This is a genomic window from Streptomyces sp. NPDC091682 (assembly GCF_044756625.1).
Taxonomy (GTDB): domain Bacteria; phylum Actinomycetota; class Actinomycetes; order Streptomycetales; family Streptomycetaceae; genus Streptomyces.
This window is the reverse complement of sequence record NZ_JBIVTH010000007.1, coordinates 327605-345703: the sequence shown is the minus strand read 5'-3', so window position 1 is coordinate 345703 and position 18099 is coordinate 327605. Positions and strand designations below refer to the sequence as shown.

At 70.5% G+C, this 18099-nt stretch carries 21 protein-coding genes and 1 riboswitch; of the genes, 10 read left to right on the top strand and 11 right to left on the bottom strand.

Going from position 1 to position 18099, the window contains the following annotated elements; translation table 11 throughout:
• Positions 1-76: 76 nt before the first annotated feature.
• From groL to thrC, 4 genes are all read right to left on the bottom strand, one after another.
• A complete protein-coding gene (groL, locus tag ACIQK6_RS18990; protein WP_329100662.1) occupies positions 77-1699 on the bottom strand; it encodes a chaperonin GroEL in 1623 nt (540 codons plus the stop codon).
• A gap of 325 nt (positions 1700-2024) precedes the next feature.
• On the bottom strand, positions 2025-2231 hold the full coding sequence (locus ACIQK6_RS18985; protein ID WP_030009783.1) for a cold-shock protein: 207 nt from the start codon (positions 2229-2231) through the stop codon (positions 2025-2027).
• Positions 2232-2656: 425 nt separating this feature from the next.
• Positions 2657-2935, bottom strand: a complete 279-nt coding sequence (locus ACIQK6_RS18980) for a MoaD/ThiS family protein (RefSeq protein ID WP_329100660.1) — start codon at positions 2933-2935, stop codon at positions 2657-2659.
• A 36-nt stretch (positions 2936-2971) separates the two neighbouring features.
• Positions 2972-4246 (bottom strand): threonine synthase, encoded by a 1275-nt coding sequence (gene thrC / locus ACIQK6_RS18975; RefSeq protein ID WP_329100658.1) that lies wholly within the window; start codon positions 4244-4246, stop codon positions 2972-2974.
• A gap of 17 nt (positions 4247-4263) precedes the next feature.
• Positions 4264-4421: riboswitch (SAM riboswitch) on the bottom strand.
• Between the two features lie 184 nt (positions 4422-4605).
• Here thrC and ACIQK6_RS18970 point away from each other — a divergent pair.
• The gene (locus ACIQK6_RS18970) at positions 4606-5556 is read left to right on the top strand and encodes a glucosyl-3-phosphoglycerate synthase (protein WP_329107817.1); all 951 of its coding nucleotides are present in this window, start codon (positions 4606-4608) and stop codon (positions 5554-5556) included.
• Between the two features lie 46 nt (positions 5557-5602).
• Positions 5603-7030, top strand: a complete 1428-nt coding sequence (locus ACIQK6_RS18965) for a trehalose-6-phosphate synthase (protein WP_329100656.1) — start codon at positions 5603-5605, stop codon at positions 7028-7030.
• Positions 7031-7428: 398 nt separating this feature from the next.
• Here the strand turns inward: ACIQK6_RS18965 and ACIQK6_RS18960 are convergent, their stop codons facing one another.
• Both ACIQK6_RS18960 and ACIQK6_RS18955 read right to left on the bottom strand, forming a co-directional pair.
• A complete protein-coding gene (locus tag ACIQK6_RS18960) occupies positions 7429-7956 on the bottom strand; it encodes a DinB family protein (protein WP_329107968.1) in 528 nt (175 codons plus the stop codon).
• A 185-nt stretch (positions 7957-8141) separates the two neighbouring features.
• Positions 8142-8723: a TMEM165/GDT1 family protein gene (locus tag ACIQK6_RS18955; RefSeq protein ID WP_329102433.1), complete on the bottom strand. Its 582-nt coding sequence runs from the start codon at positions 8721-8723 to the stop codon at positions 8142-8144.
• 602 nt (positions 8724-9325) lie between these two features.
• Between ACIQK6_RS18955 and ACIQK6_RS18950 the strand changes: the two genes are divergently transcribed.
• The 4 genes from ACIQK6_RS18950 (at position 9326) to ACIQK6_RS18935 (ending at position 13387) form a co-directional block, all read left to right on the top strand.
• Positions 9326-9970, top strand: coding sequence for an HNH endonuclease family protein (locus tag ACIQK6_RS18950; RefSeq protein WP_329107966.1), 645 nt, complete (start codon positions 9326-9328; stop codon positions 9968-9970).
• A gap of 95 nt (positions 9971-10065) precedes the next feature.
• Positions 10066-11724, top strand: a complete 1659-nt coding sequence (locus tag ACIQK6_RS18945) for an alkaline phosphatase D family protein (RefSeq protein ID WP_329102431.1) — start codon at positions 10066-10068, stop codon at positions 11722-11724.
• Positions 11725-12017: 293 nt separating this feature from the next.
• On the top strand, positions 12018-12644 hold the full coding sequence (locus ACIQK6_RS18940; protein WP_329102429.1) for a VTT domain-containing protein: 627 nt from the start codon (positions 12018-12020) through the stop codon (positions 12642-12644).
• A 173-nt stretch (positions 12645-12817) separates the two neighbouring features.
• Positions 12818-13387: a hypothetical protein gene (locus ACIQK6_RS18935; RefSeq protein ID WP_329102427.1), complete on the top strand. Its 570-nt coding sequence runs from the start codon at positions 12818-12820 to the stop codon at positions 13385-13387.
• A gap of 18 nt (positions 13388-13405) precedes the next feature.
• Here the strand turns inward: ACIQK6_RS18935 and ACIQK6_RS18930 are convergent, their stop codons facing one another.
• Positions 13406-13630, bottom strand: coding sequence for a DUF2277 domain-containing protein (locus tag ACIQK6_RS18930; RefSeq protein ID WP_329102425.1), 225 nt, complete (start codon positions 13628-13630; stop codon positions 13406-13408).
• Positions 13631-13645: 15 nt separating this feature from the next.
• A complete protein-coding gene (locus ACIQK6_RS18925; RefSeq protein ID WP_329102423.1) occupies positions 13646-14329 on the bottom strand; it encodes a hypothetical protein in 684 nt (227 codons plus the stop codon).
• Positions 14330-14455: 126 nt separating this feature from the next.
• On the opposite strand from ACIQK6_RS18925, the gene ACIQK6_RS18920 reads away from it, so the two are divergent.
• Entirely contained in the window at positions 14456-14530 is a 75-nt protein-coding gene (locus ACIQK6_RS18920; protein ID WP_100661309.1) for a 50S ribosomal protein bL37, read from the top strand.
• A 144-nt stretch (positions 14531-14674) separates the two neighbouring features.
• On the opposite strand, the gene ACIQK6_RS18915 is transcribed toward ACIQK6_RS18920, so the two are convergent.
• Complete coding sequence (locus ACIQK6_RS18915) at positions 14675-15145, bottom strand: ArsI/CadI family heavy metal resistance metalloenzyme (RefSeq protein WP_402695115.1); 471 nt, start codon at positions 15143-15145, stop codon at positions 14675-14677.
• A 104-nt stretch (positions 15146-15249) separates the two neighbouring features.
• Between ACIQK6_RS18915 and ACIQK6_RS18910 the strand changes: the two genes are divergently transcribed.
• From ACIQK6_RS18910 to ACIQK6_RS18900, 3 genes are read left to right on the top strand one after another with little or no spacing between them, the layout of a single operon-like run.
• On the top strand, positions 15250-15690 hold the full coding sequence (locus ACIQK6_RS18910; protein ID WP_329102421.1) for a metalloregulator ArsR/SmtB family transcription factor: 441 nt from the start codon (positions 15250-15252) through the stop codon (positions 15688-15690).
• Positions 15687-16427 carry an aquaporin gene (locus ACIQK6_RS18905; protein ID WP_329102419.1) on the top strand — a complete coding sequence of 247 codons (741 nt, stop codon included), beginning with the start codon at positions 15687-15689 and terminating at the stop codon, positions 16425-16427. Before ACIQK6_RS18910 ends, ACIQK6_RS18905 begins: the two co-directional genes overlap by 4 nt.
• A 26-nt stretch (positions 16428-16453) precedes the next feature.
• Entirely contained in the window at positions 16454-16873 is a 420-nt protein-coding gene (locus tag ACIQK6_RS18900; protein WP_329102416.1) for an arsenate reductase ArsC, read from the top strand.
• A 141-nt stretch (positions 16874-17014) separates the two neighbouring features.
• Here the strand turns inward: ACIQK6_RS18900 and ACIQK6_RS18895 are convergent, their stop codons facing one another.
• Both ACIQK6_RS18895 and ACIQK6_RS18890 read right to left on the bottom strand, forming a co-directional pair.
• Positions 17015-17650, bottom strand: a complete 636-nt coding sequence (locus tag ACIQK6_RS18895; protein ID WP_329102414.1) for a hypothetical protein — start codon at positions 17648-17650, stop codon at positions 17015-17017.
• A gap of 151 nt (positions 17651-17801) precedes the next feature.
• Complete coding sequence (locus ACIQK6_RS18890) at positions 17802-18026, bottom strand: hypothetical protein (RefSeq protein ID WP_329102412.1); 225 nt, start codon at positions 18024-18026, stop codon at positions 17802-17804.
• Positions 18027-18099: the final 73 nt, after the last annotated feature.

The following is an 18099-nucleotide window of genomic DNA, read 5'->3' as shown; positions in this document are numbered from 1 at the left end:
CGAGGGCGGCACCCCCGTGGGGGTGCCGCCCTCGTTCGAGAACAGCCGATCAACCAGTGGCCGGAGCCGGGGTCGATCAGAAGTCCATGTCACCGCCCGGCATGCCGCCGCCCGCGGGGGCACCGGCCTTCTCGGGCTTGTCGGCGATGACGGCCTCGGTCGTCAGGAACAGCGCGGCGATCGACGCGGCGTTCTGCAGCGCGGAGCGCGTGACCTTCGCCGGGTCGATGATGCCCTCGGCGATCATGTCGACGTACTCGCCGGACGCGGCGTTCAGGCCGTGACCGATCGGCAGGTTGCGCACCTTCTCGACGACGACGCCACCCTCGAGACCACCGTTGACGGCGATCTGCTTGAGCGGGGCCTCCAGGGCGAGCTTCACGGCGTTGGCGCCGGTCGCCTCGTCACCCTCGAGCTCCAGCTTCTCGAAGACCGCGGAGGCCTGCAGCAGGGCCACGCCACCACCGGCGACGATGCCCTCCTCGACGGCCGCCTTCGCGTTGCGAACGGCGTCCTCGATGCGGTGCTTGCGCTCCTTGAGCTCGACCTCGGTCGCGGCACCGGCCTTGATGACGGCCACGCCGCCGGCCAGCTTCGCGAGGCGCTCCTGGAGCTTCTCGCGGTCGTAGTCCGAGTCGGAGTTCTCGATCTCGGCGCGGATCTGGTTCACGCGGCCCTGGACCTGGTCGCTGTCACCGGCACCGTCGACGATGGTGGTCTCGTCCTTGGTGATGACGACCTTGCGGGCGCGGCCGAGCAGGTCGAGACCGGCGTTCTCCAGCTTGAGGCCGACCTCCTCGGAGATGACCGTGCCGCCCGTGAGGATGGCGATGTCACCGAGCATGGCCTTGCGACGGTCACCGAAGCCCGGGGCCTTGACGGCGACGGACTTGAAGGTGCCGCGGATCTTGTTGACGACGAGGGTGGAGAGCGCCTCGCCCTCGACGTCCTCGGCGATGATCAGCAGCGGCTTGCCGGACTGCATGACCTTCTCCAGGAGCGGCAGCAGGTCCTTGACCGAGCCGATCTTGGAGTTGACGATCAGGATGTACGGGTCGTCGAGGGACGACTCCATGCGCTCCATGTCGGTGGCGAAGTACGCCGAGATGTAGCCCTTGTCGAAGCGCATGCCCTCGGTGAGCTCCAGCTCCAGACCGAAGGTCTGGGACTCCTCGACGGTGATGACGCCTTCCTTGCCGACCTTGTCCATGGCCTCGGCGATGAGCTCGCCGATCTGGGTGTCGGCGGCGGAGATGGAGGCCGTAGAAGCGATCTGCTCCTTGGTCTCGACATCCTTCGCCTGGGCGAGCAGGGCGGCGGAGACGGCCTCGACGGCCTTCTCGATACCGCGCTTGAGGGCCATCGGGTTCGCACCCGCGGCCACGTTGCGCAGGCCCTCGCGGACGAGCGCCTGGGCGAGAACGGTGGCGGTGGTCGTACCGTCGCCGGCGACGTCGTCCGTCTTCTTGGCGACTTCCTTGACCAGCTCGGCGCCGATCTTCTCGTACGGGTCCTCGAGCTCGATCTCCTTGGCGATGGAAACACCATCGTTGGTGATCGTGGGGGCGCCCCACTTCTTCTCAAGGACGACGTTGCGACCCTTGGGGCCAAGGGTGACCTTGACGGCGTCGGCGAGCTGGTTCATCCCACGCTCGAGGCCGCGGCGGGCCTCCTCGTCGAACGCAATGATCTTGGCCATCTGAAGTGGTCCTCCCGGACAGCGGTGGATTGCTCCTGGACCGCGCCCGCGCCCGCGACGGACGGCCTGCGTGCCCGACGGTTCCTTCCCGCCGGACCCTGCGGGCCTCACCGACCCGGTCCTCGTTCAGTAGCACTCTCAACCGGAGAGTGCTAACGCCAATGATTAGCACTCGACCCCTCCGAGTGCAAGCGGCTTGCGCTGTTACCGGGCCACTACCGGGCACACCACGAGGGGCCCCCATCCCGTGTCCAGGATGTGGGCCCCTCGTGTGTGTTCCAGGTCTTCACTGAAGACCGTGCGTCGGTGGTCGATCGCTCCAGGACTAGCCGAGTGCGAGCTTGACCATGTCCGCCTGCGGACCCTTCTGGCCCTGCGAGATCTCGAACTCGACCCGCTGACCCTCTTCAAGGGTGCGGTACCCGTCCATCTGGATGGCGCTGTAGTGGACGAACACATCCGCACCACCGTCGACCGCGATGAAGCCGTAGCCCTTCTCCGCGTTGAACCACTTGACGGTGCCCTGAGCCATGCCTAACTCCCCTATTACTGGCCCTTGCGCAGGAACGCACTTCACGATCCCGGGTCAGAACTTGCGTCGGAACGCGTCGACCGAGGCTGAATGTATCTGCGCGGATGCTGTCTGCAACAGGTCAATCCGATGAGAAATCTAGACACCGAGAAACATTGAAATAGAGTGAAAATTTGCCATACTCCCGGGCAACTCGGGCCTGACATATCTCGCCAAAGCCCCATACCGCACTCGCATGTTGGCTCGATGTCGACCCTTGCGCGGCCCGTTCATATGCAGGGGGCAAGAACAGCGGAGGGGACTTCCCCAACCCTACCGTGCCCAATCAAGCAGAATTGCCCCCTCCGCTTTAGCGGAGGGGGCAATTTCGTTTTGCGCGTGTCACCGGAGCGGTGACCGGGGGGATCCGGTGGGGATCCGGGGAATCAGCAACCGCCGGCGACGGCCGGAATGATCGAGACGCCGGCGCCGTCCGGCGTCGCCGCCTGCAGCCCGCCCTCGAAGCGCACGTCGTCGTCGTTGACGTAGACGTTCACGAAGCGGCGCAGCTTGCCCTGGTCGTCCAGGACCCGCGCGGCGATGCCCGGGTGGTTCTTCTCCAGGGACTCGATGACCTCGGCGAGGGTCGCGCCCTCGGCCGGGACCTCGGAGACGCCGCCGGTGTAGGTGCGCAGGATGGTGGGGATGCGGACGTTGACGCTCATGGCGCTACTGCCTTTCCGGGTGCAGGAGGAAGAGGATCAGGCGAGGCCGGCGGCGCGGAACGCGTCCAGGCTCGGGCGGATGGTGGCGGTCTGCCCGCTGTCCGCGGCCACCGCCTCCAGGGTCTTGAGGCCGTCACCGGTGTTGAGGACGACGGTGGTGAGCGTCGGGTCGAGCTGCCCGCCCTCGATGAGCTTCTTCGTCACGCCGACGGTCACGCCGCCCGCGGTCTCGGCGAAGATGCCCTCGGTCTGCGCGAGGAGCTTGATGGCCTCGACGACCTGCTCGTCGTTGACGTCCTCGACGAAACCGCCGGTGCGGCGGGCGATGTCCAGGACGTACGGGCCGTCCGCCGGGTTGCCGATCGCGAGGGACTTCGCGATGGTGTTCGGCTTCTGCGGGCGGACCACGTCGTGACCGGCCTTGAAGGCGGTGGACACCGGGGAGCAGCCCTCGGCCTGGGCGCCGAAGATCTTGTACGGCTTGTCCTCGACGAGGCCGAGCTTGATGAGCTCCTGCAGACCCTTGTCGATCTTCGTCAGCTGCGAGCCGGACGCGATCGGGATCACGATCTGGTCGGGCAGCTGCCAGCCGAGCTGCTCGCAGATCTCGTAGGCGAGGGTCTTGGAGCCCTCGCCGTAGTACGGACGCAGGTTGACGTTGACGAAGCCCCAGCCCTCGCCCAGCGGATCGCCGATGAGCTCGGAGCAGAAGCGGTTGACGTCGTCGTAGTTGCCCTCGATGCCGACCAGGTCACCGCCGTACACACCGGCCATGACGACCTTGCCCTGCTCCAGGTCGTGCGGGATGAACACGCAGGAGCGGAAGCCGGCCCGGGCGGCCGCGGCGCCGACGGCGCCGGCCAGGTTGCCGGTCGAGGAGCAGGACAGGGTGGTGAAGCCGAAGGCGCGGGCGGCCTCGACGGCGATGGCCACGACGCGGTCCTTGAAGGAGTGCGTCGGGTTGCCGGAGTCGTCCTTGACGTAGAGCTTGCCGGTGATGCCCAGCTCCTTGGCCAGGTTGGCCGCGTCCACGAGCTTGGTGAAGCCGGGGTTCAGGCTGGGCTTGGACGCCACGTCCGCGGGGACGGGCAGCAGCGGCGCGTAGCGCCAGATGTTGTTGGGACCGGCCTCGATCGCGGCGCGCAGGGCCTCGGGGTCGCCGGTCGGCAGGTCGTAGGCGACTTCCAGCGGTCCGAAGCATTCGGCGCACGCGAAGATGGGGCCGAGCTCGAAACGGGTACCGCACTCGCGACAGGAAAGGCCGGTGGCGGGTCCGAGATCAACAGAGGTGGCGACAGTCTGTGCAGCCATGATGGCGAGGCCCTTTCTCCTCATCTTCCCCATGGCGCACTTCGCCATGAGACGGAATTGGCACCTTCCCTAGCCGGGGACCTCGCTGACGAGCGCTGACGCGCGATCGCGAGAACCGACTGGAGGGTTGCCGGGGCTTCAACGGGCCGTGTCCCTCTGCCCCTCTGGATGAGCGGTATGGCACCGGCACACGCGCTCTATGGCGCGCCGGTGCGTTTGTGCGCGGGACCCCCGGCATGCGGTGGTCCTTCGCGTTGTTCAAGACTGTAACCGAAGGCTCGCGCGACTGAGACAGGCGTCCGAACCGCGAGATGGATCACATAAGGGCGAATATCGCCGACACGCAGGGAGTGCTGAGGGTGCTGGAAGAGGTGGAGCGATGGCTGGCCGACCGCTCCTGGTCCGCCGCCGACCGACCGCTCGACCAGCTGCTCGACCGGAAACGGGCGGCCGGGACCACGGTCAGCGTGGTGCTGCCCGCGCTGGACGAAGAGGCGACGGTCGGCGCGATCGTCGAGGTCATCCGGCGTGAGCTGATCGAGGGACTCCCGTTCCCCCTGGTGGACGAGCTGGTCGTCATCGACTCGGGCTCCGCCGACCGGACCGCGGAGGTCGCGGCGAAGGCTGGGGCCCGGGTGGTGCACCGCGACGAGATCCTGCCCCGCGTGCCGGCACTGCCCGGGAAGGGCGAGGTGCTGTGGCGCTCGCTGCTGGCCACCGACGGGGACGTCGTCTGCTTCGTCGACGCCGACCTGCGGGACTTCTCCGCCGCCTTCGTCTCCGGCATCGTCGGCCCGCTGCTGACCGACCCCGACGTGCAGTTCGTCAAGGCGATGTACGACCGGCCGCTGGGGGACACCCCGGGCCAGGGCGGCCGGGTCACCGAGCTGGTCGCCCGCCCGCTCCTCAACCTCCACTGGCCGCAGCTGGCCGGCTTCGTGCAGCCGCTGGGCGGCGAGTACGCCGTACGCCGCTCCCTGCTGGAGCAGCTGCCGTTCCCCGTCGGCTACGGCGTCGAGCTGGGCCTGCTGGTCGACGCGCTGCACACGGTCGGGCTGGACGCGCTGGCCCAGGTGGACGTGGGCGTACGGCTCCACCGCCACCAGGACGGGCAGGCGCTGGGCCGGATGGCCGCGGCGATCTACCGCACCGCCCAGGTCCGGCTCTCGCGCGGGCACCTCGTACGACCGGAACTCACGCAGTTCGAGCGCGGGCCGGAGGGCTTCCGGCCGCGGACGTACCCGGTGGACACGGAGGAGCGACCGCCGATGGCGGGCATCGAGGAGTACGCACTGCGTCGCGTGGCGTGAGCGAACGTACGGTTTGAGCGGGTGCGGGCCGGGCTAGGTTGGCGGCATGGCTTCCCAGGTGCTCGTCGCCGCGAACCGCGGCCCCCTCTCCTACGCGCTCGCCGAGGACGGGACGCTCAGCGCCCGGCGCGGCGGGGGCGGTCTCGTCTCCGGACTCTCCACGGCCCTCGCCGAGCAGCCGGAGGCGCTGTGGATCTGCGCGGCGCTGTCGGACGCGGACCGGGAAGCGGTCCGCCGGGGCGCGTCCGAGCCGGGCGTCCGGATGTTGGATATCGATCCCACGATGTATGACGACGCATACAACGGAATCGCCAATTCTGTGCTGTGGTTCACACATCACCACCTCTACGACATCCCGCGCGAACCGGTCTTCGACGCCGAGTTCCACCGGCGGTGGGGGTCGTACCGGCGCTACAACCGGGCCTTCGCGCAAGCCCTCGCGGACGAGGCGGCGGAGGGCGCCCGCGTTCTGGTGCAGGACTACCACCTGGCGCTGGTTCCGGGGCAGTTGCGCGAGCTGCGGCCGGATCTGAAGATCGCGCACTTCACGCACACGCCGTGGGCGTCGGCGCCCTTCATGGACATGCTCCCGGACACCGTCCGCAAGGAGCTGGTGTGGGGGATGCTGGGGGCGGACCTGCTGGGCTTCCACACCTCGAAGTGGGCGAACGGCTTCATCGACGGCGCGGACATCGACGACGCGAGCGGCATCGCGAGGGGCGAGAAGCCGGCCGGTGTGAGGCACAAGAAGAGCGGCGCCGAGAAACGGTTCACGCGGGTGTCCAGGTATCCCCTCGGAGTGGACGACGCCGAGCTGCGGGAACTGGCGCACCGGCCCGGGGTCGACGACAAACTGGCGCAGCTGCGGGCCGAGGTCGGAGACCTGAAGACGATCGTCCGCGTGGACCGCACGGAACTGTCGAAGAACATCCTGCGCGGCCTGCTGGCCTACCGGGAGCTCCTGACCCACTTCCCCGAATGGCGGGGCCGAGTGGTCCACCTGGCGTCGGCGTACCCGTCGCGGCAGGACCTGAGGGTGTACCGGGACTACACGCAGTCGGTGCGGGATCTGGCGGCGGAGATCAACGCGGAGTTCGGTACGGCGGAGTGGCAGCCGGTGCTGGTGTCGGTGAAGGACGACTTCGAACGCTCGCTGGCGGCGTACCGGCTGGCGGACGTGGCGCTGGTGAACCCGGTGCGGGACGGGATGAACCTGGTGGCGAAGGAGATCCCGGTGGTGTCGGAGGCGGGGTGCGCGCTGGTGCTGTCCACGGGGGCGGGGGCGTACGAGGAGCTCCGCCAGGACGCGCTGAAGGTGAACCCGTACGACGTGACGGAAACGGCCGTGGCCCTGCACGTGGCGCTGTCCATGCCGGCGGCTGAGCGCGCGGAACGCACCAAACGCCTCGCGGCAGCGGCGACGGCCCTCCCACCGGCGGCCTGGTTCGAGGCCCAGCTCTCGGCCCTTGCCTGAACCGGGCTCTGCCCGGACCCGGTCCTCAAACGCCGGACGGCTGGAAAATCCAGCCCCGCCGGCGTTTGAGGCGCGGGGGTTCGGGGGCTGGCCCCCGACCACGGCGCCGCTGGGGGGGGGGGGGGGGGGGGGGGGGGGGGGGGGGGGGGGGGGGGGGGGGGGGCGGGGGGGGGGGGGGGGGGGGGGGGGGGGGGGGGGGGCGGCGGGGGGGGGGGGGGGGGGGGGGGGGGGGGGGGGGGGGGGGGGGGGGGGGGTGGGGGGGGGGGGGGGGGTGGGGGGTGGTGGTGGGGGGGGGGGGGGGGGGGGGGCCGCCCCCCCCCCCCCCCCACCGCCGTACTTCCCGACCCCGCCCACCCGGCCCCTGCCCACCCCGAAGCCCCCGCCCGCCCCGCCTCGCCCTACTGCCCCACTCGCCCGTCGATGCGTTCCCGCAGGAAGTCCGCGTGGCCGTTGTGGCGGGCGTATTCCTCGATCATGTGGACCAGGACCTCGCGGAGCTCCATCGGCTCGTCGCCATGTCTGCTGTCACCCGTGACGCCCAGGTCGGCGGCCTCCGCGACCAGTTGTTCCGCGAAGGCCACTTCGGCACGCCAGGTCGCCCACGCGTCCGCGACCACCTCCGGGTCGGCCACCGCGCCGGTGAAGTCTCCCGTGCGGTCCTCCTCCGTGCGGTAGTGCCGACGTATCTCCTGGCCCGCCATGACCTGCCGGAACCAGTACTGCTCGACGCCCGCGAGGTGGCGCACGAGACCCAGGAGCGACAGGTTGGACGGTTCGACCGAGCGCCGCGCCAGGGCCTCCGCGTCGAGGCCCGCGCACTTGAGCTCAAGCGTCAGGCGCTGGTCGCGCAGGTAGCCGGCGAGTACGGCGCGCTCGCCCTGGAACCCGCCGTCGGTCCGGGTGTCCTCGTCGGGGCGGACGAACATGTTGGACCAGCCGAACTGCCGGTCCTCGGCGGACACCGGCGCGGACGCGGATCGGGGTGCGGGCTCGACGGCAGGGCCGGTAGGGCCGGTGGGGATGGGGGTGTCTGTCACACGCACGAGCGTGATCTGTACGTTCCCGCCCCGCAAGGAAATATCCGCCACCGCCGGCCCGCACCTGCGACGCGTCAGCCCGCGATCGCCTCGTAGAGCGAGAACGCGGCCAGTGCGGCCATCACGGCAGCCGCGATCTTGGTGATCAGTCGCAGCGGCACGTACTTCATCAGGGTGCGACCACCCAAGATGCCGATGCCCGCGACCGCCCACAGGGCGATCACGGCACCGATGCCGACCGAGACGGGGTTGTCGTACCGGGCGGCGAGGTTGGCGGTCATGATCTGGGTCAGGTCACCGAACTCCGCCACCAGGATCAACATGAATCCCGCTCCGGAGACCTTCCAGAAGGACTGGTCGGCGGGCGGCTTGACCTCCTCGTCCCCGTCGTCCTTCTTCAGGAGCAGCATGGCCGCGCCCGCCAGGAAGAGGATGCCGACGACGGCCTGGACGAGCCGGTGCGGGAGCAACGTGAGAACGCTGCCTGCGGCGATGGCGAGTGCGACGTGAACGGCGAAGGCGGCGGCGACGCCCGCGAAGACGTAGGAGGCACGGTAGCGCGTGCCGAGCATCAGGCCGGCGAGGGCCGTCTTGTCGGGGAGTTCGGCAAGGAAGACGACGCCGAAGGCGATCGCCATGATGCTGAAGCTGAACACGGGGGTGAAACCTCGATCGGTCGGGCAGGGCGCCATCGGGACCGAGAGACCTGGGGTGTGTCAGGGGTCGCTTCGGCTCGGCGGCACCCTGGCTTGCGCGTGCGCGTACAAGACGCGCCTGCGCTGAACAGGACACTGCGGCCGAAGGTCTCGCTGGCCTGCCGCTGCTCGCGGCCTGCCTCCGGGCGCCGGCTGGGGTGACCCAGCAGTATGTCGACGGTCCGGCGAAGAGCTACTCCCCTTCTGCTCCGAACAGAGTACGCGAAGCCCACGACAGACCGGAATGGGCCTTTGGTCCCGGCCGGACGGTCCCGACTGGACGGTCCAATACGGGGCCCGGTGCGCAGGCGAGGCGGCGCGCAGCGGTCGGACGGGCGAGTCCGACGGACGGGCAGGAACGATTCGCAACCCCCCTCCACCCCCCTGCGGAATATCAAACTCCTTTTAAATCAGGCGCGTTGGCGACTTGATGTGACGTGCCCATGTCGCCAGGCTGTCATCTGGTGCCCATCCCCGCGATACCCGGCGCCGCCACAATGGCCACGCCCCGCCGGGGCCACACGGCCACACCCCCCGCACCCAGGGAGCCCCTCATGGCACTCATACCCAGCATCTACGCGCGTCGAATTGGCGTGCTCGCGTCAGCAGCCGCCCTGGCCGCACTGACCTCCCTCCTCAACGCCCCGGCCGCCCAGGCCGCCCCGCCCGCCCCCATCAGCGCCTCGGCCGCCCGCGCCTACCTGGCGACGGTCACGCCCAAGACCGAGGGGTCCACCAGCGGCTACAGCCGCGACCTCTTCCCGCACTGGAGCACCGTCTCCGGCAGCTGCAACACCCGCGAGACCGTCCTCAAGCGCGACGGCGTCAACGTCGTCCAGGACTCTTCCTGCGCCGCCGTGAGCGGAAGCTGGTACTCGGCGTACGACGGCGCCACCTGGACCGCGGCCGCCGACCTCGACATCGACCATGTCGTCCCGCTCGCCGAGGCCTGGCGTTCCGGTGCCAATTCCTGGACCACCAGCAAGCGCCAGCAGTTCGCCAACGACCTCACCCGCCCGCAGCTCATCGCGGTCACCGACAACGTCAACCAGGCCAAGGGCGACCTCGACCCCGGCAAGTGGCTGCCCTCGCAGACGTCCTACCGCTGTACGTACGCGCGGATGTGGGTCAACGTGAAGCAGTATTACGGTCTGAGCATGGACTCCGGTGAGAAGACGGCCCTGGTCAACATCCTGAACGGCTGCTGACCGAGCCGGCCGATCTTTCCCCCGCCAGGGGGAGGCGTGGCTCCCCCTACCCGTCGTACCGTGATCGAAGGGGCTTACGGAGGAGGGGGAGTTGCATGGCCGGACTGCGTCTGGGGCCGCTGCTGCGCCACGTCGACTGGGACACGGGCCGGTCGGCCACCATATGGGTCGAGGCGGACCGCCCGTGCGCGGCCGAGGTGCGGTGCGCGGACGGGGCGGGCGGCAGCGCCCGTACGTTCCAGATAGCCGGTCACCACTACGCGCTGGTACCGGTGACCGGTCTGACCCCGGGCGCGACCACGGCGTATGAGGTGCTGCTCGACGGCCGGCCGGTGTGGCCGCTGCCGGAGAGCGGTTTCCCGCCGAGCACGATCACCGCTCCGGCCGTGACGGGCCCCGGCCGGCCCTCGCCCGGGCTGCGCGTGACCTTCGGTTCCTGCCGACAGGCCGCGCCGCCCGCCGGCCGGCACGGGCCGCACGGCGCGGACGCGCTGGACACCCTCGCCGCGCGACTGGCCGCCGACCCGGAGGCGGTGCGCCCGGACGTCCTGCTGCTCCTCGGCGACCAGGTGTACGCGGACGCGCTGTCCCGGGAGACCAGGCAGTGGCTCGCGGCCCGGCGGGACCTGCGGGAGGCGCCGGGCGCCCAGGTCGCGGACTACGAGGAGTACACCCGGCTCTACTACGAGTCCTGGCTCGACCCGGAGATCCGCTGGCTACTGTCGACGGTCCCCAGCCTGCACATATTCGACGACCACGACGTCATCGACGACTGGAACACGAGCGCGGCGTGGCTGGCGGAGATGCGGGCCACGCCGTGGTGGCGCGAGCGCGTCCTCAGCGGGCTGATGTCGTACTGGGTGTACCAGCACCTGGGCAACCTCTCCCCCGCCGAGCTGGACGCCGACGCGGTGTACGAGGCGGTACGGAAGACCCCCGACGGTACGGACGCGCTCCAGGCCTTCGCATCCGCGGCGGACGCCGATCCGGGCACGGTGCGCTGGAGCTACCGGCGCGACTTCGGCCGGACGCGGCTGCTGATGGTGGACACCCGGGCCGCCCGGGTGTTGGCGGAGGACGGGCGGGCGATGCTCGATCCGGCGGAGCAGCAGTGGCTGCGGGAGAACGCCCTGGCCGGGCACGGTGGTTACGACCATCTGTTGATCGGGTCCTCGCTGCCCTGGCTGATGCCGCCGCTGATCCACGATGCCGAGACGTGGAATGCTGCGCTGTGCCGCGGGGAGCGGGGGCCGCGGTGGGCGCGGATCGGGGAGGATCTGCGCCGGCGCAGCGATCTGGAGCACTGGGCGGCGTTCCCGGCCTCGTTCGCGGCCCTGACCGATCTGATCGAGGAAGTGGGGACGGGGCCGCGGGCGCCGGCGACGGTGTGCGTGCTGTCCGGGGACGTGCATCACGCGTATGTGGCCGAGCCTCGAATACCGAGTACGGCACGGGTGTTCCAGCTGACGTGCTCACCGGTTCACAATTCCATCCATACCGCGGTGAAGTGGGGTTTTCGGCTGGGCTGGTCCCGGATGGGGCGGTGGCTGGGGCGCGGCTTCTCCCTGCACGGGCGGACGGGGCGACCGCCGCTGAACTGGCGGCGTACGGGTGGGCCCTGGTTTGGGAATCAGCTGATGACGCTGGCTCTGTCGGGGCGGACCGCTCGGCTGCGGCTGGACCAGGCGCGCAAGAAGCGCGAGGGGGCCGTGCTGGTGACGGTGCTGGACCGGGATCTCACGGCGGCGGAGTAAGGGACGGGGCGGGCCCTGGCGGTGCGGGGCGGTGGACTTGGCGTGGTGGTGGTGCGGGGGTCGTCCTTGGCGGGCGTACCCGGCAGGCGTACCGGCAGGCGCCCCGGGAGGCATCCATTCCCGGCATCCCTTCTCGGCAGGCGTACCGGGAAGGCGTACCGGGCAGGCGCCCCGGGGATCCGGGGGGCGAACGTCGGGCGTACGCTGTCTCGCTGTCAGGCCGCTCCTGCCGCTCCCCGCGACGTCGCGGCGCTTGGTGTCGCAGCACGTCAACCGGACTGGGGAGTCCCGTTTTGTTTGAGACGCTGGGATCGCTGACCGCGAGCCCATGGATCTACGCCCTCGTGGCGGTCTCCATCGTGCTCGACGTCTTCCTCCCGGTGCTCCCGAGCGGGGTTCTGGTGATCACCGCGGCGGCGGCTGCGGCAGCCGCCGGGGCTGCTGGCCCGGTGCCGGTACCCGCGCAGGTGCCGGACATCCTGCTCCTGCTCGTGATCGCCACGACCGCCTCGGTGCTGGGCGACATGGCCGCGTACCGGCTGGGCCGACGCGGCGGAGCCCGGCTGGACCGGGCCATCGCCCGCTCCCGCCGGCTGACCCGGGCCCACGAGCGCCTCGGCACGGCTCTGGCGCGCGGTGGCGGCGCTCTGGTGGTCATCGCCCGCTTCGCCCCGGCGGGACGCTCGGTGGTGTCCTTGGGTGCGGGCAAGACCCAGCGCAAGGTGGCGGAGTTCCTGCCCTGGTCGGTCCTGGCGGGCATGGCCTGGGCCGGATACAGCGTGGCCCTCGGCTACTTCGGTACGCAGTGGCTGGGCACCCAGTGGCTCGGCACCGCCCTGTCCGTCGTCGCCCTCTTCGCCGCGGGTGCCCTGGCGGCCTTCCTGGTACGGCGCCCGGAGGCGGCCGCGGCGACGGCGTAGGCCGGCCGACACGGCTCGGCTCCCCCGGGCGGAGCAGTCGGCTCACCCGTTCACCCGACCCCGATCGCCGCCCCAGGGCTGGGCTCCTAGCGTCCACAGCACGGTGCGCAACCGAATCCGTGTCACATCAGTGGCCTGGCCGCGCCGTTTCGACGAGCCGAGGAGTCCTCTCCATGCCCGCCAAGTCGTCTGCCAAGTCGTCTGCCAAACCGCCCGCCGGACCGCCCGCCGAACGGCCCGTCATGGCGCCCGCCGCGGCGCCCGCCACGGCCCGCCGCCTGATGACCGTCGCGGCCGCGGCCCTCATCGCCGCTGCCGCCGCCCCCGCCACCCTCGCGTACGCGGCCCCCTCCGCCACCGTCTCCCCCACCGCCGTCGCCCCGGGCGGCCGGGTCGCGCTGAACGTCTCGGGCTGCGGAACGCAGGTCGCCAGGGTCACGTCGACCGCCTTCGGCGAGGCCCGGCTGACCCCGGGCAGCCAGACGGCCGCCAGCCTCATCGGGAGCGCCACCGTCTTCAACAACGCGAGCTCGGGCGCGCACCGCGTCGTCTTCGAGTGCGGCGGCCCCGGCGGCGAGCGCGTCACCCTGTCCCTACAGGTCAGCTCAGGTGCGGCTCGCGGCGGGACGGGCGGCAGCATCGGTTCGATGAGCCCCGGTCAGATCGCCGTGGGCAGCGCCCTCACCGCGGGCGCGCTGGGCGCCGGAGTGTGGGTGATGCGTCGCCGCGCGGCAGCCTCGTAGGCGCCGACGGGGTCCGGGTCACGCCGGGGCGGCCTGCCCCCGTACGTGCACCCCGTCGAGCAGCGCCGCGGTGGCCTCGGCGACGGCGTCCACGGCCGCCTCGAACACCTCGCGGTTGTGCGCGGCGGGCGCCCGGAAACCGGACACTTTCCGTACGTATTGCAGGGCGGCGGCGCGGATCTCGTCCTCGGTCGCCTTCTCGGGGATGGCGGGCGGGCGCAGGGTCTTAATAGAACGGCACATACCTCCACTATCCCGCTACCGGGGCAGCTCGGCCCCGGAAAGCTTCATGATCAAACCGGCTTGGAGGCGGGCCCTGAGCCCCGGGTCCTCGACCGTGTCGAGCAGTTCGATGGCCTGCTGGGTCGTCTCGGCGGCCCGCCGGTCGTCGCGCAGCGAGGCGGTCTGCTCGGCCATGTGCTTGAGCGCGATGTCTGCCCGTCGGTGGAAGAGCTGTCCGATCAGTGTGGTGACCAGTCCTGCCGAGCTCGTGACGATCCCCAGGTAGAGCTCCCCGCCGCCCTCGGCCTTCCAGACGGCCAGTCCGATTCCGAAGAGCAGGATCGCCGCTCCGACTCCGGCGAACCGCTGGCTGGTCGCGAAGCTGCTCCGCGCCTGGGTCAGTCCGTAGGCGTAGTACTCCACGAGGAGCGGGGTGAAGTCGTCCCGCCGGTCGCCGAGCTGTGCCGCGGGATGCTGGATCTGGATCCCGCCGACGTCCTGGAACTTCCCCCTGCCGGCCACGACGACGGACGGCCTGTCGACCTCGACTTCGACTTCGACTTCGCCCTCGACTGCGCCCGGACCGGCGAGGTGCGCGAGCAGCCGCATCCGCTCCTCGTTCCGCTTGCGCTCGAAGCCTGCCCCCAGGGACCGCTCCATCAGCGCCAGTGCCACGGCGACCGCGGCCACGACCAACCCACCCCACGCGAGCTCGCCCATCCTCCGACGATCCCACGCCCCGAACCGGCGGCCAAGAGAGCGTCCACTTTCCCAAATGCGGATGAATCACACCGAACCTAGACTGACCGAGGCATGAACCAGTCGCCTACGAGGGAGACCATGACCATGGCCAAGCGAGGCAACAAGCGTCGGGCACGCAAGAAGAAGAAGGCGAACCACGGCAAGCGCCCCAACGCCTGAGCGAACCACCCGAAAGACCCCCGACCGCGACCGGTCGGGGGTCTTCGCGGGCCGGCCCTCCTCCGCTGCGCACGGGGACGGAGGCCCGCCCCCGACACCCCGGCACCCCAACGCCCCCCGGCGCCGGAGCCGGAGCCGGACCCGTCAGGTTCCGCAGGAGCAACCGGTGGCGGCCGTCGGGGCGGGGTTCCGCGCCCGGTCGGCGCAGCAGGCGTCCGGGGCACCCTCGGCGCCCTTGTCGAGGACGTCGGCGTCCCCCTTCACCACGTAGACCTCCCAGGGCTCCTTGCCGGGGCCGGTGACCCAGACCTTGTCCTGGACGGCGTAGCAGCACGCAGTGTCGTTCTCTTCGAAGGTGGCCAGCCCCGCGCCCTTCAGCCGGGCGGCGGCCGCGGCGACCTGTTCGGTGGCCCCCACCTCCACACCGAGGTGGTCGAGCCGGGTTTCCTCGCCGACCTCCCCTTCGATGAGGACGAGCTTGAGCGGCGGCTCGGCGACGGCGAAGTTCGCGTATCCGGGGCGGATCTTCGCGGGTTCGACGCCGAAGAGCTTCGAGTAGAAGGCGATGGATCCTTCGAGGTCGGCGACGCGCAGGGCGAGCTGAACACGGGACATGGCGGTCTCCCTGATCTTCACGATCGGTACCGTTTCGACATTCATCGATACAGCCTGGCAAACCCGAGGTTGCCACCGGAATAGATGACTGTCAACATAGACAGATGTCGAATTCAGAGCTCCCCGTGATCGGTCAGGACGATGGGGCAGCGTGCTGCTCGCCGATGGTCCGCAAGCCGCTGGACGAGGAGTCCGCAGCCGCTCTGGCGAAGATGTTCAAGGCCCTGTCCGACCCGGTACGACTTCGACTGCTCTCGTTGATCGCCTCGCACGAGGGCGGCGAGGCGTGCGTCTGCGACCTCATCGGCCCGTTCGACGTCTCGCAGCCGACGATCTCGCACCACCTCAAGGTGCTGAGGGAAGCGGGACTGGTGGGCTCGGAGCGACGGGGCACCTGGGTCTACTACTGGGTGCTGCCCGCCGCCCTCGCCCAGCTCTCCTCGCTCCTCCAGGCCGCCGACGAGGCCGTAACAGCCGGAGCGGCAAGAACATCCGTAACTGCCGGAACGTCCGTAACCGCCGGAGCGGCGGGAACGGTCGGATGACCGCACCCCTGCGGCGTCGCGCACTGGGCGAGCTGGTCGGGACGGCCGCCCTGGTTGCGGTGGTGGTCGGCTCCGGCATCCAGGCGACCGAGCTGACCGACGACCTGGCCCTGCAACTGCTGGCCAACTCCCTGGCGACGGTCTTCGGCCTCGGTGTGCTGATCGCCCTGCTCGGGCCGCTCTCCGGCGCCCACTTCAATCCGGCCGTGACCCTGGCCGCATGGTGGACGGGGCGCCGCAGCGAGGACGGACCCGACCTGCGGGACGTGGCGGCGTACGTACCCGCGCAGCTAGCCGGCGGCATCGGCGGCGCGATCCTGGCGAACGCGATGTTCGGCGAGCCCCTCGCCCGGCTCTCCACCCACGACCGGTCCGCCGGTCACCTCTGGCTCGGCGAGGTCGTCGCGACCGCCGGCCTGGTCCTGCTCGCCCTCGGACTGGCCCGCACCGGTCAGCAGCGAATCGGCCCGCTCGTGGTGGCGTCCTACATCGGCGCGGCGTACTGGTTCACCTCCTCCACCAGCTTCGCCAACCCGGCCGTCACCATCGCGCGCGCCTTCTCCGACTCCTTCGCAGGCATCGCCCCCGCCTCCGTACCGCCGTTCGTCGCCGCCCAGTTCCTCGGCGCCGCCCTCGGCCTCTTCCTGCTCGCCGCCCTCTTCGGCCGCCTCCCGACGCCGAAGGACCGCGCACGCGCCTCCTGCGCCGAGCACGAACTCACCGCCACCGGCCACTGATCCACCTCGACACAGGAGCCCCGACCATGACCACCACCAACGTCCCCTCCGTGCTGTTCGTCTGCGTCCACAACGCGGGCCGGTCCCAAATGGCCGCAGCCTTCCTCACCCACCTGGGCGGCGACCGGGTGACCGTCCGATCGGCCGGTTCCGCCCCCGCCGACACCGTGAACCCGGCCGTGGTCGAAGCCATGCGCGAGGTAGGCATCGACGTCTCAGCCGAAACCCCAAAGGCGCTCACGGCCCTGGCGGTTCAGACGTCCGACGTCGTGATCACCATGGGGTGCGGCGACGCGTGCCCCTATTTCCCGGGCAAGCGGTACCTCGACTGGACGTTGGACGACCCCGCCGGCCAGGGCGTGGCCGCGGTCCGGCCGATCCGCGATTCGATCGAGGAGCGGATCCGCGGCTTGCTCGCGGAGCTGGGCATAGCAGCCCGGGCATGAACGTGGCCGTACGGCCTCCCGTCACTGCCGGGCGAGGAACCAAGCGACGCCGTTCGGGCCGGTCGCGCTCAGGACGGGCTCAGGACGCGCTCAGGACGGGCTCGGCCGCCGCGCCACCGCGGTGACGACCGGCCCGCGAGATCAGCGGGGGGATTCCACCAGGCCTGTTGCGATGAGTTCCTTGGTCCGGGCGACTGCTTCCGCGATCTCGGGGTGCCGGCCCGCGGGCGGGAAGAAGTCGACCGCGCCGACCGCGCCGTGGTTCGCCCACAGGCAGGTGGTCATGGGGAAGGTCTCCCAGACGTTCTTCTGGCAGGTGATCGCGGCCGTCTTGGTGGTGACCGTCTCCGCCTCGCCGACCAGGGTGCGTTCGTTGTCGTCCGCCAAGGATTCGCCGTACACGGTCTTGACGGTCTTGAGCGGGTCCGGGACGGCTCCGTAAAGGTCGTACTCGGCCGCGATGTGCGGCGCCGTCACCGTCTTCCCTCCGACGGCGAGACTGATCCGGTCCGGGCCGTGGCAGACGTAGTCCTCGGAGTCCTTCTCCCCCTTGTGCTCGGGCAGGGAATCGTCCTTGTGGGCGTTGAGCCCGTACCGGATCGAGCCGCGCTTGCGGTCACAGGTCATGTTCTGGACCGTCGGTACCTGGGACTTGTCGTACCGGATCCCGGTGTCCTTGCCGAGCGGCTCTGACTCCGGCTCCGATGCGCCACCGCCGCACCCCGCGAGCAGCAGAGCCAGCCCGACGGCCCCCACTGCGCCCTTCAATCCGCGCACGTCCGCGCCCCTTCGCTGCTCACACCATCTGATGATCAACTTCAAACCATAGGCGAGCAAAACCGGTTGTCCGGCATCCGCCGAGGGGGGAGAGAAGCCGGGGCACCTCACCCTGCCCCGGGGACGGGTGAGCGGCCGCCGCCGGGAGCCCTCACTCGTCGTGGCAGCGCTCCAGGACCAAGCCGGCGGACCCTTCCGGCAGACCGTTGCCGCCTTCGAGGTGCAGATGGCTTCCATCGGGAACGTCGTCGCCGGCCAGTACGAGCAAATGCCCTGCGAGCGTCCTGAGACCCGCGGCGTTCGCCTCGATGACGACCTCTCCCCCGAGGCTCCGCACCTCGATCCGCGCGTCCGCCCGGACGGAGTCGTCCCTCACTGGGGACCATCCGTCGACAGCCAGGCCATTTGAACAATCCCCCTCTGCACAGTCCCCATCTGGTGTATCGATT

Coding starts and splice junctions, on each gene's coding strand:
- groL (WP_329100662.1), bottom strand. CDS start 1,699: ATGGCCAAGATCATTGCGTTCGACGAGGAGGCCCGCCGCGGCCTCGAG.
- ACIQK6_RS18985 (WP_030009783.1), bottom strand. CDS start 2,231: ATGGCTCAGGGCACCGTCAAGTGGTTCAACGCGGAGAAGGGCTACGGC.
- ACIQK6_RS18980 (WP_329100660.1), bottom strand. CDS start 2,935: ATGAGCGTCAACGTCCGCATCCCCACCATCCTGCGCACCTACACCGGC.
- thrC (WP_329100658.1), bottom strand. CDS start 4,246: ATGGCTGCACAGACTGTCGCCACCTCTGTTGATCTCGGACCCGCCACC.
- ACIQK6_RS18965 (WP_329100656.1), top strand. CDS start 5,603: ATGGCTTCCCAGGTGCTCGTCGCCGCGAACCGCGGCCCCCTCTCCTAC.
- ACIQK6_RS18960 (WP_329107968.1), bottom strand. CDS start 7,956: ATGTTCGTCCGCCCCGACGAGGACACCCGGACCGACGGCGGGTTCCAG.
- ACIQK6_RS18945 (WP_329102431.1), top strand. CDS start 10,066: ATGGCCGGACTGCGTCTGGGGCCGCTGCTGCGCCACGTCGACTGGGAC.
- ACIQK6_RS18935 (WP_329102427.1), top strand. CDS start 12,818: ATGCCCGCCAAGTCGTCTGCCAAGTCGTCTGCCAAACCGCCCGCCGGA.
- ACIQK6_RS18930 (WP_329102425.1), bottom strand. CDS start 13,630: ATGTGCCGTTCTATTAAGACCCTGCGCCCGCCCGCCATCCCCGAGAAG.
- ACIQK6_RS18925 (WP_329102423.1), bottom strand. CDS start 14,329: ATGGGCGAGCTCGCGTGGGGTGGGTTGGTCGTGGCCGCGGTCGCCGTG.
- ACIQK6_RS18915 (WP_402695115.1), bottom strand. CDS start 15,145: ATGTCCCGTGTTCAGCTCGCCCTGCGCGTCGCCGACCTCGAAGGATCC.
- ACIQK6_RS18910 (WP_329102421.1), top strand. CDS start 15,250: ATGTCGAATTCAGAGCTCCCCGTGATCGGTCAGGACGATGGGGCAGCG.
- ACIQK6_RS18905 (WP_329102419.1), top strand. CDS start 15,687: ATGACCGCACCCCTGCGGCGTCGCGCACTGGGCGAGCTGGTCGGGACG.
- ACIQK6_RS18900 (WP_329102416.1), top strand. CDS start 16,454: ATGACCACCACCAACGTCCCCTCCGTGCTGTTCGTCTGCGTCCACAAC.